This is a genomic window from Bacillus sp. GB_SG_008, from assembly GCF_052038115.1.
Taxonomy (GTDB): Bacteria; Bacillota; Bacilli; order Bacillales; family Bacillaceae_G; genus Bacillus_A; species Bacillus_A rhizoplanae.
In genome coordinates this window covers 476,157-492,596 of sequence record NZ_JBPZSK010000001.1, presented here as the reverse complement: position 1 = coordinate 492,596, position 16,440 = coordinate 476,157, and the positions used below count along the sequence as shown (strand labels likewise).

General features: G+C 37.0%; 18 protein-coding genes. 3 read left to right on the top strand and 15 right to left on the bottom strand.

The window, feature by feature from the left end:
* Nucleotides 1-62: 62 nt before the first annotated feature.
* A complete protein-coding gene (locus ACTDJC_RS02405) occupies nt 63-941 on the bottom strand; it encodes a YitT family protein (protein ID WP_230574885.1) in 879 nt (292 codons plus the stop codon).
* Nucleotides 942-1,090: 149 nt separating this feature from the next.
* Here ACTDJC_RS02405 and ACTDJC_RS02400 point away from each other — a divergent pair, with 149 nt between their 5' ends.
* Nucleotides 1,091-1,345, top strand: a complete 255-nt coding sequence (locus ACTDJC_RS02400; RefSeq protein ID WP_098307802.1) for a DUF2624 domain-containing protein — start codon at nt 1,091-1,093, stop codon at nt 1,343-1,345.
* A gap of 20 nt (nt 1,346-1,365) precedes the next feature.
* Here the strand turns inward: ACTDJC_RS02400 and ACTDJC_RS02395 are convergent, their stop codons facing one another.
* Nucleotides 1,366-2,262 (bottom strand): deoxyribonuclease IV, encoded by an 897-nt coding sequence (locus ACTDJC_RS02395; protein ID WP_098307804.1) that lies wholly within the window; start codon nt 2,260-2,262, stop codon nt 1,366-1,368.
* 96 nt (nt 2,263-2,358) lie between these two features.
* A complete protein-coding gene (locus ACTDJC_RS02390; RefSeq protein ID WP_098307806.1) occupies nt 2,359-3,669 on the bottom strand; it encodes a DEAD/DEAH box helicase in 1,311 nt (436 codons plus the stop codon).
* Between the two features lie 178 nt (nt 3,670-3,847).
* On the opposite strand from ACTDJC_RS02390, the gene vrrA reads away from it, so the two are divergent.
* Both vrrA and ACTDJC_RS02380 read left to right on the top strand, forming a co-directional pair.
* A complete protein-coding gene (gene vrrA, locus ACTDJC_RS02385; RefSeq protein ID WP_440602569.1) occupies nt 3,848-4,549 on the top strand; it encodes a VrrA/YqfQ family protein in 702 nt (233 codons plus the stop codon).
* 90 nt (nt 4,550-4,639) lie between these two features.
* Nucleotides 4,640-5,581 carry a 4-hydroxy-3-methylbut-2-enyl diphosphate reductase gene (locus ACTDJC_RS02380; protein ID WP_098307808.1) on the top strand — a complete coding sequence of 314 codons (942 nt, stop codon included), beginning with the start codon at nt 4,640-4,642 and terminating at the stop codon, nt 5,579-5,581.
* Between the two features lie 144 nt (nt 5,582-5,725).
* On the opposite strand, the gene ACTDJC_RS02375 is transcribed toward ACTDJC_RS02380, so the two are convergent.
* From ACTDJC_RS02375 to ACTDJC_RS02320, 12 genes are all read right to left on the bottom strand, one after another.
* The gene (locus ACTDJC_RS02375) at nt 5,726-6,847 is read right to left on the bottom strand and encodes a Nif3-like dinuclear metal center hexameric protein (protein ID WP_098307810.1); all 1,122 of its coding nucleotides are present in this window, start codon (nt 6,845-6,847) and stop codon (nt 5,726-5,728) included.
* On the bottom strand, nt 6,844-7,551 hold the full coding sequence (locus ACTDJC_RS02370) for a tRNA (adenine(22)-N(1))-methyltransferase (protein WP_098307812.1): 708 nt from the start codon (nt 7,549-7,551) through the stop codon (nt 6,844-6,846). The genes ACTDJC_RS02375 and ACTDJC_RS02370 overlap by 4 nt, the downstream gene beginning before the upstream one ends.
* Nucleotides 7,552-7,990: 439 nt before the next feature.
* Nucleotides 7,991-8,350, bottom strand: coding sequence for a cytochrome c550 (gene cccA, locus ACTDJC_RS02365; RefSeq protein ID WP_098307814.1), 360 nt, complete (start codon nt 8,348-8,350; stop codon nt 7,991-7,993).
* A 385-nt stretch (nt 8,351-8,735) separates the two neighbouring features.
* Nucleotides 8,736-9,857: an RNA polymerase sigma factor RpoD gene (gene rpoD / locus ACTDJC_RS02360; RefSeq protein WP_098307816.1), complete on the bottom strand. Its 1,122-nt coding sequence runs from the start codon at nt 9,855-9,857 to the stop codon at nt 8,736-8,738.
* Between the two features lie 59 nt (nt 9,858-9,916).
* Entirely contained in the window at nt 9,917-11,713 is a 1,797-nt protein-coding gene (gene dnaG, locus ACTDJC_RS02355; RefSeq protein ID WP_098307818.1) for a DNA primase, read from the bottom strand.
* A gap of 38 nt (nt 11,714-11,751) precedes the next feature.
* The gene (locus ACTDJC_RS02350; protein WP_440602568.1) at nt 11,752-12,039 is read right to left on the bottom strand and encodes a DUF188 domain-containing protein; all 288 of its coding nucleotides are present in this window, start codon (nt 12,037-12,039) and stop codon (nt 11,752-11,754) included.
* A gap of 393 nt (nt 12,040-12,432) precedes the next feature.
* Nucleotides 12,433-13,245: a pyruvate, water dikinase regulatory protein gene (locus ACTDJC_RS02345; protein WP_098307820.1), complete on the bottom strand. Its 813-nt coding sequence runs from the start codon at nt 13,243-13,245 to the stop codon at nt 12,433-12,435.
* Between the two features lie 29 nt (nt 13,246-13,274).
* Entirely contained in the window at nt 13,275-13,907 is a 633-nt protein-coding gene (locus ACTDJC_RS02340; RefSeq protein WP_098308050.1) for a helix-turn-helix transcriptional regulator, read from the bottom strand.
* Between the two features lie 104 nt (nt 13,908-14,011).
* Complete coding sequence (gene recO, locus ACTDJC_RS02335) at nt 14,012-14,758, bottom strand: DNA repair protein RecO (RefSeq protein ID WP_098307822.1); 747 nt, start codon at nt 14,756-14,758, stop codon at nt 14,012-14,014.
* Between the two features lie 33 nt (nt 14,759-14,791).
* Entirely contained in the window at nt 14,792-14,935 is a 144-nt protein-coding gene (locus ACTDJC_RS02330) for a YqzL family protein (protein ID WP_098307824.1), read from the bottom strand.
* A 200-nt stretch (nt 14,936-15,135) separates the two neighbouring features.
* Complete coding sequence (era, locus tag ACTDJC_RS02325; RefSeq protein ID WP_098307826.1) at nt 15,136-16,044, bottom strand: GTPase Era; 909 nt, start codon at nt 16,042-16,044, stop codon at nt 15,136-15,138.
* Nucleotides 16,037-16,435, bottom strand: coding sequence for a cytidine deaminase (locus ACTDJC_RS02320; RefSeq protein ID WP_098307828.1), 399 nt, complete (start codon nt 16,433-16,435; stop codon nt 16,037-16,039). Before ACTDJC_RS02320 ends, era begins: the two co-directional genes overlap by 8 nt.
* Nucleotides 16,436-16,440 lie beyond the last annotated feature (5 nt).

Here is a 16,440-nt window from a genome sequence, read left to right as displayed (position 1 = left end):
TATACCTCTCATTTTAGACAACCCTTCTATTATAGCAAAAAGCAGAGAAAATCTCTCTGCTTTTAGTGAATTGCTGATTTAAATTTTGCACCTTTTGTTTCTTGCGTATTCATAATGGTAATAAAAGCCTTTTCATCTACTTCATGAACAATCGATTTTAGCTTCGTTACCTCCAAACGAGTAATAACTGCATAGATGACTTCTTTTTCTTTATCCGTATAGCCACCTTTCCCAACCAACTTCGTTGTTCCGCGACCAAGTCGATGTAAAATTGCATTTGATACCTCTTCATAATAGTCTGATACAATAATAACTGCTTTTGTTTCATCTAAACCTTGAATTACTGTATCAATTGTTTTAAAGGCAATATAGTATGTCATAACAGAATACATTGCTTGTTCTACTCCAAACACAAATGCCGCCCAAGAAAAGACGAAAATATTCATAAACATCACAAATTCACCAACAGAAAACGGTAATTTCTTTGTTAGTAAAATACCTAGAATTTCCGCTCCATCTAATGAACCGCCATGCCTAATTACAAGCCCAACACCAACACCTAAAATTAATCCACCAAAGACAGTCGCTAAAATCGGCTCTGTCGTAAAGGGCTGAATAGAATGTAATGTTGACTCAATGAAAGCTAAACATACAACGGCAAAAACTGAAGATAACATAAATGTTTTTCCGATTTGCTTATAACCTGAGTACATAAATGGTAAATTGAGGATTACAACTAAAGTGGAAAAGCTTAGCCACCAAATATTTGGTGTAAGGTAATCTAATATGAGGGAAACACCAATAATACCACCATCAATAATTTTGTTTGGGATTAAAAATAGTTCGAGTGCAACTGCTGCACAGCCAGCACCTATCACAATCATAACAAGACGATACAAAAGATGAATTATACTTTCTTTTCTATGCTGTTTTTTTTCCATGTTACCTCCTTCAATAATTTTTATATAGTTTTATTCTTTTATTATAGCATACTCTTCTTTTTCTGATGAGAAAACAGCCTGCTTTGGAATATATACAAGCATATTCCACATATATTCGGATATGAGGACAAAACAAAGGAGGCAGCACCATGAACCTCATTCAACAGTTTGTAAACAAAAAATTAAACACCATGACTTCTAAAGAATTATTAAAATACAGTATAGAATATGGAGTATCTATTACAAGCGAACAAGCAGACAAAATCGTTACATTAATTCAAGGAAAACATATTAATATTTATGATACTCAAGAAAAATTGCAACTTTTAAAACAAATTGCAAAGATTACCTCTCCTGCTACTGCACAGCAAATCAATACTATATTCCAAAAATTAACAAAATAAAAAAGGGGTTTTCCCCTTTTTTATTGACCTTTAATTTTCTGAAGAATCTCTTCATCAAACATACCGTTTTTCAGCATTTCAATTTCAAATTTGTACGGCGGCTTTTTATCTTGTTTATCCTCACCTACATATGGTGTTTCAAGAATTTTCGGTACATGCTGTAATTGTGGATGATGCACAATGTGATGCAATGTTTTATAACCAATATGACCGAAACCGATATTCTCATGACGGTCTTTTCTAGCACCGCGCTCATTTTTACTATCATTAATGTGCAATACTTGCAAACGATCAATACCTATAATTTTATCAAACTCGTTTAAAACACCGTCAAAATCATTAACAATATCATAACCAGCGTCATGTGTATGACAAGTATCAAAGCAGACAGATAATTTCTCATTATGTGTTACACCATCAATGATTCTAGCAAGCTCTTCAAAGCTGCGCCCGCACTCTGTTCCTTTTCCAGCCATTGTTTCTAGCGCAATGTTCACCGTTTGATCAGTTGTTAACACTTCATTTAATCCTTCAATAATTTTTTGAATTCCTGCATCCGCACCTGCTCCAACATGCGCTCCTGGATGAAGCACAATTTGTTTTGCAGCACCTAATGCTGATGTTCTTTCAATTTCCATACGAAGAAAATCCACACCTAGTTGGAATGTTTCAGGCTTCGTTGTGTTACCAATATTAATAATATAAGGTGCATGAACAACGATTTCTTCAATCCCATGAAGTTCCATATGTTTACGTCCAGCTTCTATATTTAACTCTTCAATCGGTTTCCTTCTCGTGTTTTGCGGTGCCCCTGTATAAACCATAAACGTTGTTGCACCATAGGATACAGCTTCCTCACTTGCTGCTAATAGCATTTTCTTTCCACTCATCGAAACGTGAGATCCAATTTTCAACATGCAATCACCTCTTATAAATACAATAGCTATAATGATAGCATAATTTGTAGAAACCTGACACTGCTAACTTCTCCACAAAAAAAGATAAGGAATCCCTTATCTTTTCTTTTTGCTATATTTTTTCTTAATTTTTTCGCGTTCCCATTCAAGTTTTTTCTTGTAGTTCGGTTTTACTTTTTTCGGTTTCTTCACAACTTTTTGCGCCATAGCATCTAATTTATCATCTGGTTTCTTACGACTTTGACGACGACGACGAGGTCCTAATTCAACCCACTCACCAGCACGCAAATCAACGTGTTGGAATTCAATATGGCGTTGCTTCTCTAAAGTATCTAATGCTTCTTCATCAGCCGGATCATAAATTGTTGCTGCAATACCAGAGTACCCAGCACGTGCAGTTCGACCAACACGGTGAATAAAGAAATCTAAATCGGACGGAATTTCATAGTTAATAACATGACTAATTCCTTCGATATCAATACCACGTGCAGCTAAATCCGTAGCTACAATGTATTGGAATTCTAAATCACGAACTTGTTTCATCATTTTCTTGCGGTCACGAGGGGATAAATCACCGTGAATACGACCAACTTTTAAACCGCGCTCCGCTAAACCATCAGCTACTTCATCAGCCATTTTTTTTGTATTTGTAAACACGATCGCTAAATACGGCTGATATTGCAGTAACATATTCTTTACAAGCTCAACTTTATTACGGTGTCTTGATGGAATAAGATGATGTTCAAGATTAACTGCTGCTACTTGCTTCGGATTAATATGAATATGCTCCGGGTTGTCCATATATTTCTTCATAAATGGTTTTAACTTTTGCGGAATTGTCGCTGAGAAAACAAGCATTTGTAAATTTTTCGGCATACGCGCTGCAATTTTATCCACATCGTGAATAAAGCCCATATCAAGCATTAAATCTGCCTCATCGACAACAATAATCGAAGCCGTATGTACAAATAGCGCTTGCTCTTCCACTAAATCTTTAATACGGCCAGGTGTTCCGACAACAACATGTGGTTGTTTCTTCAACTTTTCAATTGAACGCTGTTTATCTGTCCCACCGATAAAACAACGCGCTGTAATCATTTTGTCTTCTTCACAAAACTTTGTTATCTTGACGATTTCTCCATAAATTTGCTGTGCTAATTCACGAGTTGGAGCTGTAATTACGAGCTGTACTTCCTCTCGGCTTGCATCAATACGATTTAACGTTGGAAGTAAATACGCGTGTGTTTTTCCAGATCCTGTTTGTGATTGTCCGATAATGCTAATGCCCTTTTTCACGACCGGGAAAATCTTCTGTTGAATTTCTGTCGGTTCTGAAAAACGTAATTCACGAATTGCATCTATTAAAAATGGTTGAAAATTATACTGTGTAAATGTTTGCACTGTCATACATTCCACCTTCTTTCTTATTTCTACTGCGTTCATTAATCAGTCAAGTTAACATTATATCGAAATCTATCAGTAAAATCTATCTTTAGTTTAGCTTTTCAGGGGAAAAACTAACCTTCTTACTGTCAATTGCATATTGTAGTGTGTATTACCAAATTGAAGAAAGGAGGATTTCCTAATGCGTATGAAATCTCCTCCATATCAACAAATGTACGGTCAGCCTCCCTATCCTTATACGATGTATCCGTCACCAGGCATGCAACCGTCACCAGGTATGCAACCGATGATGCCTAAAAAGAAAGGCTTTCTTGCAAAATTGTTTAAAAAAAACGACCCAGCTGCAGAATATATGCATATGATGCCCCCTTATAGACAAATGGAAACCTACTCAAATATACCATATCAGCAAAACCGTCCATATATGCAACCGCAGCAGCAGCAAAACCACCCATATATGCAACCGCAGCAACAGCAAAGAATGATGCAACCTCAAATGATGGCACCAAATGAAACACGCGGAGCAGCAGGAGCAGCAGGAAGTACATCTAGTGGGATTGGCAGCTTTTTCACTAACTTCATTTCAAACCCCACTGGAATGCTAAACAACGTTGAAAAAGTTGTCCAAATGGCCCAATCCGTTGGACCCGTCGTGCAGCAATACGGCCCGATTGTCCGCAGTATTCCTAACATAATGAAAATACTTACATCTGGAAAAAGTACTGAGGAAAAAGAAACAGAAGAAGTCGAAATAATACCTCCCACTCCACCTAAACAAATACCTATTACAAGCAAACCACTTACTTCTCAAATCATGCTTGAAGATGATGCAAACGTAGAAACCTTACAGTCAACTACTCCTAAACCAAAGTTATATGTGTAACATTTCTTTGTCATCCGCTTCCTTCTCCTTTATAATAAAAAGGATTAACTTTATCAAACAAATCCTTTTTTAAAGGAGCGGATTAATTATATGAAAATTGTTAAAATTTCTCCTCGCGGCTATTGCTACGGTGTTGTAGACGCGATGGTCATTGCGCGCAATGCAGCGCTGGATAAAACTTTACCAAGACCAATTTATATTTTAGGGATGATTGTCCATAACAAACACGTAACAGATGCGTTTGAAGAAGATGGCATTATTACGCTTGATGGCCCAAGCCGCTTAGATATTTTAGAGAAAATTGAGTCTGGCACTGTTATTTTTACAGCTCACGGTGTATCTCCTGAAGTAAAGCAGCGCGCAAAAGAAAAAGGACTAACAACAATTGATGCGACATGTCCTGACGTAACAAAAACACACGACTTAATTGAAGCAAAAAAAGCAGAAGGCTACCATATTATTTATATCGGTAAAAAAGGACATCCTGAGCCTGAAGGTGCAGTTGGAATTGCCCCAGATATTGTCCATCTCATTGAGAAAGCAGCAGACCTTGAAACACTTGCCATTCCAACTGATAAAATTTTGGTCACAAATCAAACGACGATGAGTCAATGGGATGTTCAACATATTATGGAGAACATCCAAGAAAAGTTTCCAACAGCAGAATTTCATAAAGAGATTTGCCTTGCTACACAAGTCCGTCAAGAGGCTGTCGCAAAACAAGCAACTGCTGCTGATTTAACAATTGTTGTTGGCGATCCAAAAAGTAATAACTCTAACCGTCTTGCACAAGTGTCTGAAGAAATTGCCAGCACAAAAGCATACCGCGTTGCCGATGTAAGTGAAATTCAATTAGAATGGCTACAAGGCGTAGAAACAGTCGCTATTACTGCAGGCGCTTCTACACCAACACCTATTACAAAAGAAGTAATCGCATTTTTTGAACAGTACGATCCAACAAATCCTGCAACGTGGGAGCGTAAGCGAAACGTACCATTACAAAAAATCTTACCAAAAGTAAAGGCAAAATAAAGTGTAACTTCCATCAGTGGAGGTTCCCTCACTGATGGAAAGATCTCACCATTCGGGCTTTTACGGGCAGTAAGCCTCCCACAAATAGCGAGATAATACAAATAAATCCGTTATCTTATGAGATAACGGATTTTACTTTGCATTTTATACAAATGTAAATGGATCGGTATGTAATTCTGAAGCATGAATACGCGCAGTAAACTTTCTCTCATCTACTTTTGCTTGTAATTGTTTTTGCACGCCTTTTTTCATCACTTTCTCCACGTTATGCCCTGGGTCTACAATATTTAACCCTAACATCATCGCATCATGTGCAACATGATAATACATATCTCCTGTTACATATACGTCTGCTCCTTTAAACTTCGCTTGCTTCATATATTTATTTCCATCCCCGCCAAGTACCGCTACTTTTTTCACAGTATCATGTAAGTTCCCAACAACGCGAGCCCCCTTCACTTCAAGGGATTCCTTCACATGCTCTGCAAACTGCTGTAATGTCATTTCTTGTGGTAAATATCCAATTTTCCCAAGTCCTAATGTTTCACCTTTGTTCTCTAGCGGATAAATATCATATGCCACTTCTTCATACGGATGTGCCCCTAGCATTGCTTTCATGATTTTACGCTGCAAGGAAGCCGGGATAATTGTTTCAATACGAACTTCTTCCACTTGTTCTAAACGCCCTGTCTCTCCGATATACGGATTCGTTCCTTCTTGCGGCAGAAACGTACCAGTACCCTCACTATTAAACGTACAGTGGCTATAATTGCCGATATGACCTGCTCCTGCGTCACCAATCGCTTGACGTACTGTTTCTGCATGCGAAGAAGGAACAAATACAACTAGCTTTTTCATTTCTTCTGCATAAGTAGGAACAAGCACTTCCGTTTCCTGCAACCCTAAAGCATCTGCAAGTAAATCATTCACACCACCTTTTGCGATATCCACATTTGTGTGAGCAGCATAAACCGCAATATCATGTTTTATACACATTTCAATAATACGCCCGTATGCTTGCTCTGTATGAATTACTTTTAATGGATTAAAGATCAGCGGGTGATGAGCAATAATTAAATTTGCCCCTTTTTCTATCGCTTCTTGTACAACGCCTTCCGTTACATCAAGAGCGATTAAAACATTCTCTACCGATTTATTTAATGCCCCAATTTGCAATCCCACCTTATCACCTTCGACTGCTAAATGTTTTGGGTACATACTTTCAAATAAAGAAATGATTTCATATCCATTCGGCGTTTTACTCACGATAAAACCTCCTCAATCATACGTATCTTCTCTAACACTTCTGCACGCTTTACTTTTGTATCTTCTGTCTCTGTCGCAAGTTCTAATTGCTTGCAAATATTTTTAAAGTTTTTTCGCTCGCTCTCCCATTTTTCTACAAACGCTTCATTTTTCTCTTTCATTAAAAATGGTCCCATTAATAAAGCTTCTTCTTTTTTCTCATTGTACGGTGCAAGGGTATTACCCTGTTCCCCTACTAAAATTTCGTAAATCTTCCCGTCTTCTTTTACAATTTTTTCTTTTATTAATTCCCAGCCATTTTCAATAAACCATTCGCGAATATGATGCGCAGCAATATTAGGTTGTAGAATTAAACGAGTTACACCAATAAGCTTCTCTTTTCCATTCTCTAAAATATCACGAATTAACGCACCACCCATACCTGCAATTGTAATTACATCTACTTCACCTGGCGCGATTACTTCTAAGCCATTCCCTTTACGTACGTTCACTTTATCTTGCAATCCGCACTCTGCTACTGTAGCTTGAGCGGAACGGAACGGACCTTCTACAACCTCTCCCGCTACCGCTTGTGTGGCAATATTATGTAAAATCGTATAGCAAGGTAAATAAGCATGATCCGAACCAATATCTGCAACAGTGGAACCTGTTGGAATTTCAAGCACCACTTCTTCTAATCGTTTTGAAAGCTTTACTTCATTCATTTGTTTCAATTACTCCTTCTCTTTTCAGTCTGTCTCCATGATAAAGAATTTATAGTCGTTGTTGCAAGGGAATAAATCATTTCCCTCCCCTTACAAAGCATTTATTTTTCAAAAACCTTTCTCCCAATTTATCCATATATCAAAAAATAATTGTTTCATGTAGTCCTCACATTGCTTTGTTACGATTATCTTTATCCTATTTTAAAAAGAAGGCAAACAGAAAGCAAACATAATAAAGTGAAACTTCCATCAGTGGGGGGTTTTTCTTTATCCCCCACTGATGGTTAGTTGAACCAATCGGGCTCTTACGAGCAGTTTACCTCCTACCTATCTTCTTTGTTTTCTCACAATCTTAAGGCGGGAGTCTTACTGCCCACGAATAACGGAACAAAAAAAGACCCTTCGCTTAGGCGCAAAGAGTTATCTATGTAATAAAATATTATTTTTTCTTTGATAACCAATCCGCAACTTTTGATGCTTGATCCGCCGGAATAATACCTGCTGGCATATTTCCTCTTCCTTTTAAAATAACTTCTTGGATTTGATCTTTTGAAAGTCTGTCGCCCACTTTTTGTAGATTAGGACCAACTGCCCCTTGCAACTGATCACCATGACAGCTTGTACAACTTTGTTTTACAATCTCTTCAGGCTTTGCTGCTGTTTGTGTCGTTTTTCCCCCGTGTTTCTTCGCTTCAGCTAGTTCCTTTGATTTATGCATGCCTTGAAATGAAAATACAAACATAATAACAATTCCCAATACAGCAATAAGAGCAAATGGAATTAACGGATTACGCTTCATTTTTTCTTTTTCCCCCTCTATATCCCCTAATAATTTGATGATTCAGTCATTTCTATTGTACTTGAAAACGCTCTACCAGAAAAGACCAAACTATACTAAGTTAAAAATATTCCATATATTCTATCAATTATTCTGCTACAAAATCATGTGAATTTTTGATAAATATCCTCTTTTCTCATCATAAACAGTTATATTTTCCACATATTTTTGCTAGGAATACACGAAATTAATCGAAAAATCGAAAAATGACCATTTGCAAATCAAAAGACAATTCTGTAAAATAAATTACAAGAATTGTAATTGCTTTCGATGGCTAAATTTTAACAAAAATTAACAAAAGAAAAAAGTTTACTCCATATTAATGAAGTAAACTTTAAACAAATCTCTATTCTAAGAAATCTTTCAAACGTTTGCTACGGCTTGGGTGTCTTAATTTACGAAGCGCTTTTGCTTCAATTTGACGAATACGCTCTCTCGTAACGCCGAATACTTTTCCAACTTCTTCAAGCGTACGAGTTCGTCCATCGTCTAAGCCGAAACGAAGACGAAGAACATTTTCTTCACGATCTGTTAATGTATCTAATACATCTTCTAATTGCTCTTTTAATAACTCATATGCTGCATGCTCTGCAGGAGATGTTGCTTCTTGGTCTTCAATAAAGTCACCTAAATGAGAGTCGTCCTCTTCACCAATTGGCGTTTCAAGAGATACTGGCTCTTGTGCAATTTTTAAGATTTCGCGTACTTTTTCAGGAGACAAATCCATCTCTTCACCGATTTCTTCAGGAGACGGCTCACGACCTAAATCTTGTAATAACTGACGTTGAACACGAATTAATTTATTAATTGTTTCAACCATATGAACTGGTATACGAATTGTTCTTGCTTGGTCCGCAATTGCACGTGTAATCGCTTGGCGAATCCACCATGTTGCATACGTACTAAATTTATACCCTTTGCGGTAATCAAACTTTTCAACTGCTTTAATTAGACCCATATTCCCTTCTTGAATTAAGTCTAAGAAAAGCATACCGCGGCCAACATAACGTTTTGCAATACTTACAACAAGACGTAAGTTTGCTTCTGCAAGGCGACGCTTCGCTTCTTCATCGCCTTCTTCAATACGTTTTGCAAGAGCAATTTCATCTTCAGCAGATAGTAAGTCAACACGACCAATTTCTTTTAAGTACATGCGCACAGGATCATTAATTTTCACACCTGGCGGTACACTTAAATCATTTAAGTCAAACTCTTCTTCTGCTTTGGCTAATTGACGTGTGTTTGGATCTTCATCGTTGTCGCCAACTAAATCAATTCCTTGTTCACCTAAATATTCATAATATTCATCCATTTGTTCGGATTCAATATCAAATCCGCTCATGCGTTCTGCAATCTCTTCATATGTAAGAACGCCACGTTTTTTTCCGAGCTCTGTGAGTTGCTCTTTCACTTGCTCAAGTGTTATATCAGTTTCAATTTGTTTAGAACGAGCTGGTTTATCAGCCATTTGTTCCCCTCCTTACGCGAGATACAAACAATGATTATAATAAGTTTTTATACAAAAAGCTATTTTCTTGCTTTTCGCTTTTGTAAATACTCTTGGAAAAAACGCGCTGCTGCCAAATGGTCTTCTTTTTCCATTTGCTTGAGCGTAAAAATATTTTCCATTTTCTTTATTTTTTGCTTATGCCGACGCAAAGCATCTACGTTACCTTGAAGCAATTCTTCTGAGTATTCGGGATTAATCATTTCATCTGTTGAAATATTGGTTACAATATTTTTTAACTTTTCATCAGAAAGCCAACTTAAAAAGTTTCCGACTGACGGTTCATTTCCCTTTTCATAATATGCGTATAGCTCATATAAAATCCCTTTATGTTCTTCCGTATGAAAATCTTCTATATGAGGCTCGATACGAAAAGCGATATCTACACTTTGCAACATATGATAAATAAGCTCTCTTTCAGCTCTTTCAAAACCAGAAAATTTCGGCTTCGCATGAACAATTTGAGAAGGCTGCGAAATTGGCTTTGTCTGTTTTTGCTGTACCTTTTGTTCTTTGCGATATTGGTGCAATTGCCCAAGTAGTGTTTCCATTGAGTAAGCAAATTCCTGTGACAATGCCTTCAAATACGATTCTGCCTGCATTGCGTCTTGCAATGACGCTAACTCTTTTAAAACACTTTTCACATAAGCTTCTTTTCCAGATTCATCTTGCAAATTTTTCCCTAAACGAAGATAATTTATTTTAAATCCAACAAAACTTATACTTGCATGTACAAGTTTCTGAAACTGTGTTGTCCCGTATCGCTGTACATATTCGTCAGGGTCTAATTTATCTGGCATAGAGACAACTTTCACTTCACAACCGGTTTGCAATAACAATTGTCCTGCTTTCATTGTTGCTTCTTGTCCTGCTTTATCACCATCATAGCAAAGAACAACAGTTTCAACATTACGCCGCAGAAGCTTCGCCTGTTCCTCAGTTAAAGCAGTGCCCATTGTTGCAACAGATTCTTCAATTCCACTTTTCACAGCTGCTAAAACATCCGCATATCCTTCAAAGAGAAGAACTTGCCCTCGTTTTCGAATAAATGGCCTTGCTTGATGAAAATTATATAGTAGCTTGCTTTTATGAAAAATAGGCGTTTCTGGGCTATTCAAATACTTAGGAGTATCATCTCCTAATGCCCGTCCACTAAAAGCAGCTACTTTTCCTTGCAGTGTATGAATTGGAAACATAACTCGTCCACGAAAACGATCATGATAACTGCCATCCTTCTCACTGCGAACAAGTAACCCAGCTTGTTCCATAACAGCTGGTGAGAAACCTCGCTTTTGCAAGATTTTCGCCGCTGCATCCCAAGCAGGAGTGGCATATCCAATTTCAAATTTTGCAATCATTTCTTTCGTAATACCTCGCTCTAGCAAATACGAAAGCGATTGTTTCCCATCTTCTGTATTTACTAAAAGATGATGGTAATACTTTTTCAAAAGCTCATGAGCTTGCAACATAATCATACTATCATCAGATATGTTTTGTTTTTGCTCTAAGTCTGATGTAAAGTTAGCAACAGGAATTCCATTTCGCTCACCTAATTTTTGTACAGCTTCCACAAAAGACAGTCCGTCTATTTTCATTAAAAAGGAAAAAACATTTCCCCCTTCTCCACATCCGAAGCAATGAAAAATTTGCTTATCAGCAGAAACAGAAAACGACGGTGAGTTCTCGCCATGAAAAGGACAAAGCCCAAAATAATTTCGACCTTGTTTTTTAAGCTGCACATATTCCCCAATGACTTCAACAATATCAGACGATGTACGAATTTGTTCTACAACTTCCTCGGGAATTCTGTTCCCCATAACTCCATCTCCGTGTCGTATTTTGTATTCGATACAAACTAAAGAATTCCTTTATAATTCGACAATATTTTTTCTAAACTAGACAAAAAACATTGTCCATCACACTTAGAAAATGATTTTGGCCCTTTTGTAAAGGTTCCTTGTCTACGTAACTTCGCAGATACATATCGATTATATAAAATTGTATCCATATGCTCATCGGTCACAATTGTGCCGCGCGGAGATAATACGTATACTCCTTTTTTGACGAGAAGACCAGCAAGTCCCATATCTTGTGTGATAACGAGATTTCCTGCTTTTGCACGTTGATAGATGTAAAAATCCACCTCGTCTTGTGCAGAATCTACATATACCTAATTTCCTTTTTGGCTTCTTGACTGATGAGAGTAGGATGCGATAAACCAAATTTCTTCCTTCACTGGACAGGCATCTGCATCAACAAAAATTTTAGTGATGTTTTGCATATTTCTCTATTCTACATCCCTTCTGTGAATCCTTCCATAATGTGTGTTTTCTTGTTCAGATTTTTGTCGATTTTACGTAAAAGTATTTCCTTTACAAATCCTATCCCTAGTTTATTCTGAAAAATTAAAGTCTAAACGTAAAATGAATGTTTTTATCACAATTTTTTATTATAATATATTTTTCTAAACTTAGCTAGATGTCCATTGTTTTTTCATAATTGAGTGAAAAAAGCACATTCACCTTTGGTAAATGTGCTAAAACTTCTGTCGGTTTTGCACTGCATTCACAATAATATTTGCTGTTTCTTCAATCGCTTTATTCGATACATCAATAACAGGACAACCGATTTTATTCACTACACGTTCAAAGTGTTCAATCTCTTCTTTAATACGATTAATGTTGGCGTAACTTGCTCCATCACTTAATCCAAGAGATTTTAAACGTTCCCTGCGAATATGATTTAATTTATCGGGCGTTATTTTTAAACCAAAGCATTTTTCTTTCGGCACGCGATATAATTCTTCCGGCGGATCCACTTCGGGTACGAGAGGAACATTGGCAACTTTTAATCGCTTGTTATGTGCAAGATATTGTGAAAGTGGTGTTTTTGATGTACGAGACACTCCAATTAATACGATATCAGCTTTTAAAAGACCACGCGCATCTCTACCATCGTCATATTTCACAGCAAATTCAATCGCTTCAATCTTTTTGAAATACTCTTCATCCAACTTTCGTACAACCCCTGGCTCATACCTTGGGATTTGCCCTGTTACTTCTTCAATTTGATCGATAAGAGGACCGATAATATCATAAGCCTCTACACCTTCTTTTGCCGCTTCTTCCCGTAAATATTTTCGCATATCGGGCTTTACTAACGTAAAACAAATAAGCGCATCATTACTTTTGGCGATAGAAATAACTTCTTTTAATGTCCCTGTATCTTCTACGTACGGTACACGTCTAATATCCGGCGCAAATGGAAATTGGCCCATCGCTGCTCGAACAACTAAATCAGCTGTTTCTCCAACCGAATCAGATACGACATATACAATTTTACTATTCATTGCATTACCTCACTTTAAACGAATTGCACTTACTCATGATTCACTAAATCAACGAATGCACGCGTAATATTAGTTTTTGTGATGCGACCGACAACTTCTAATCCTTGTTTCGTGTCCTTCACAACCGGAACAGCATCAATCTGCTTTTCTATTAAATCCATTGCAACATCATACAAGCTATCTTCCTTGCGACACATCGTAACATTCGGCATTCTTGTCATAATAATATTTACCGGTAATGACGTTAAATCCTGCTTTCCTAGACTTGCTCTTAGCAAATCTTTTCGAGAAACAACACCGACTAACAATGTATTTTGGTCAACGATAAATAAAGTACCGACATCTTCTAAAAACATTGCACAGATTGCATCATATACAGAAACGTTTTTATCAATCACAGCTGGCCTAGATTGATAATCTTGTACAATAATTTTTTTAACTGCCTCAGAAAGCAATTGCCCACCTGTTTTCCCGGTATAAAAGTAGCCAACACGTGGACGCGCTTCTAAATAACCCGCCATTGTTAAAATAGCTAAATCTGGCCTAAGCGTTGCTCTCGTTAAATTTAATTGCTCAGCAATCGCTTCTCCTGTAATTGGACCGTTATCTTTTACAATCTGGATGATATGTTCTTGGCGCTTATTCAGTTCTATGATAATCACCACCTTCATTACAAAACGAAAAGAGTTATACTATCTCTTAAATATTATATACTAAATATATCATTCGAAAAAGAAAGTATGTAAAAAAGACCTCATTTGGTCCACTATATTTGAAATTTATCCAGCTGGTCTAAAAAACGTCTTGATTTTAAATAGATCCCACAATACTCATCATAGTACATATTCAATACTGTGCGCATTTGTTTCTTCGTGTCTTCTTTAACAGATACACTTCCAAGACGCGCTAAATCAAAATGATAAAATAACCGCAACAGCTTGTGAACAGCTTCTCCAATTGCAATACGATACGAGTCTTGCTCAGCGTGATGTTTACAAAGAAAGCCGCCTTCCCTAACAGAGAAGGCGACAAAATCTGTTGACTGGTGACAAATCGCACATGTATCAAAGTATGGATTAAGCCCGAAAACTGGCAACATTTTCGTTTGATAGATTAGCGCTAAAACTTCCGGGTCAACCCCTTCACTCATATAATGCAACGTTTGATATAACATTTCAAATAAATATGGATTATGTTTTTTCTCTTCTGTGGCTTTATCAGTCAATTCAACAATAAATGACGCATAAGCTGTTAAAAATAAATCTTCACGGATTTCTCGCATAGAAGAAATAATTTCACCTTGCTGTAATGTCCCTAAACCAGAACCCATTTGAATAAGAAAATGGCCGTGAGTTAATAATTGAGAAATGGATGCCAGTCTACTTTTAGGTTTTTTAGCTCCTCTGGCCATTGCGCTAACTTTCCCTAATTCGCGGGAAAATATAGTTACAATCTTGTTTGTTTCTCCATAATCAATCGTTCGAATGACAATTCCCTCAATTTTTTGAAACATGTTCGTCACCATCCAAGGTTCGAACAAAATGGGTTAGGAAATTGGAGAATCCAGCTCTACTAATATTTCGTCATGCTGATGCATTTCATCCTCTGCACTTTTTTCCATCTCTTTTAAGAGCAGATACGTTTCAATGCTTCCTGTTTTCGAGAAAACTTTCCAGGTAAAATCTAACATAAGAATCCACCTTTCTTAGTAAGCGTGCATGTAACCCAATTTCTTTCTTTGTTATTAAAATGACCCATTTTGTTCATTTTCATGTGAGAAAATTTTTTCTAAAATATACAGTTTTTATCCACTATTTGTGGGCAGTAAAAGCTCGATTGGTTCAACTAACCATTCGTGAAGAAAAACATCTCACGAATGGAAGTTTCACTTTATAGATATTCGTCTTCACGGAAACCAAGGTCGCGTAACTGTGACATTTTGTTACGCCAATCTTTCTGCACTTTTACCCACAGCTCTAAAAATACTCTTGAACCAAGAAGCGACTCAATATCAAAGCGCGCTCTCTTTCCAATTTCTTTTAACATCTTTCCTTGTTTCCCAATCACAATTCCTTTTTGTGATGGACGTTCTACAATGACTGTTGCATTAACATAAACTGCCCCGCCTTCACGCTTTTGAATTGCATCAATAACAACCGCAACAGAATGCGGCACTTCTTCACGTGTTAAATGCAATACTTTTTCACGAATAAGTTCTGCAATAATAAAGCGCTCCGGATGGTCTGTCACTTGATTCTCCGGATAATACTGCGGGCCTTCTGGTAAATATTTTTTAATCGCACCAATTAACGCATCTACATTATTTCCTTCTAATGCTGAAATGGGCACAATTTCAGCAAAATCATATAACGTACGGTATTTATCAATAAGTCCAAGCAGCTCCTCTGGATGAACTTGATCAATTTTATTAATTACTAAAAATACTGGTCGCTTCGTTTCTTGCAATTTTTCAATGATAAACTCTTCACCACGTCCAAAGCCTTCCTCTGCATTGACCATAAACAAAACAATGTCTACTTCTTTTATTGTTGTTTGAGCCATTTTAACCATAAAATCGCCAAGCTTATGCTTTGGTTTATGTATACCTGGTGTATCAATAAATATGACTTGCGCATCATTTTCTGTGTACACACCTTGAATTTTATTACGTGTTGTTTGTGGTTTATCACTCATAATCGCAATTTTTTGACCGATAATTCGGTTTAAAAATGTTGATTTCCCAACGTTTGGTCTCCCAATAATAGAGACAAAACCTGATTTAAAACCTTCTCTATTCATGTAAATCCTCCGCTAAAAATGCTCCTGGTAACAATTCTCCTACTGTTGTTTCTTGTATGTCACCTTTTAAATTTGTCAAATACACTTTTGTATTTGACTCACACAATTCTACCATAACTTGACGACACGCTCCACAAGGAGGTACTGGACGTTTTGTATCCGCTACAACTGCAATTGCAGTAAATTCTGTACTTCCTTCCGAAATCGCTTTAAATAGCGCTGTTCTTTCCGCGCAGTTACACAAACCATATGATGCATTCTCAACATTACAACCACGATATACTTTCCCGTCTGTCGTTAATAAGGCAGCACCTACTTGAAATTTAGAATACGGTACGTATGCTTGTTTACGCGCTTCGATTGCTTCTTGAATTAATTCTTTGCTGTTCACAGTTT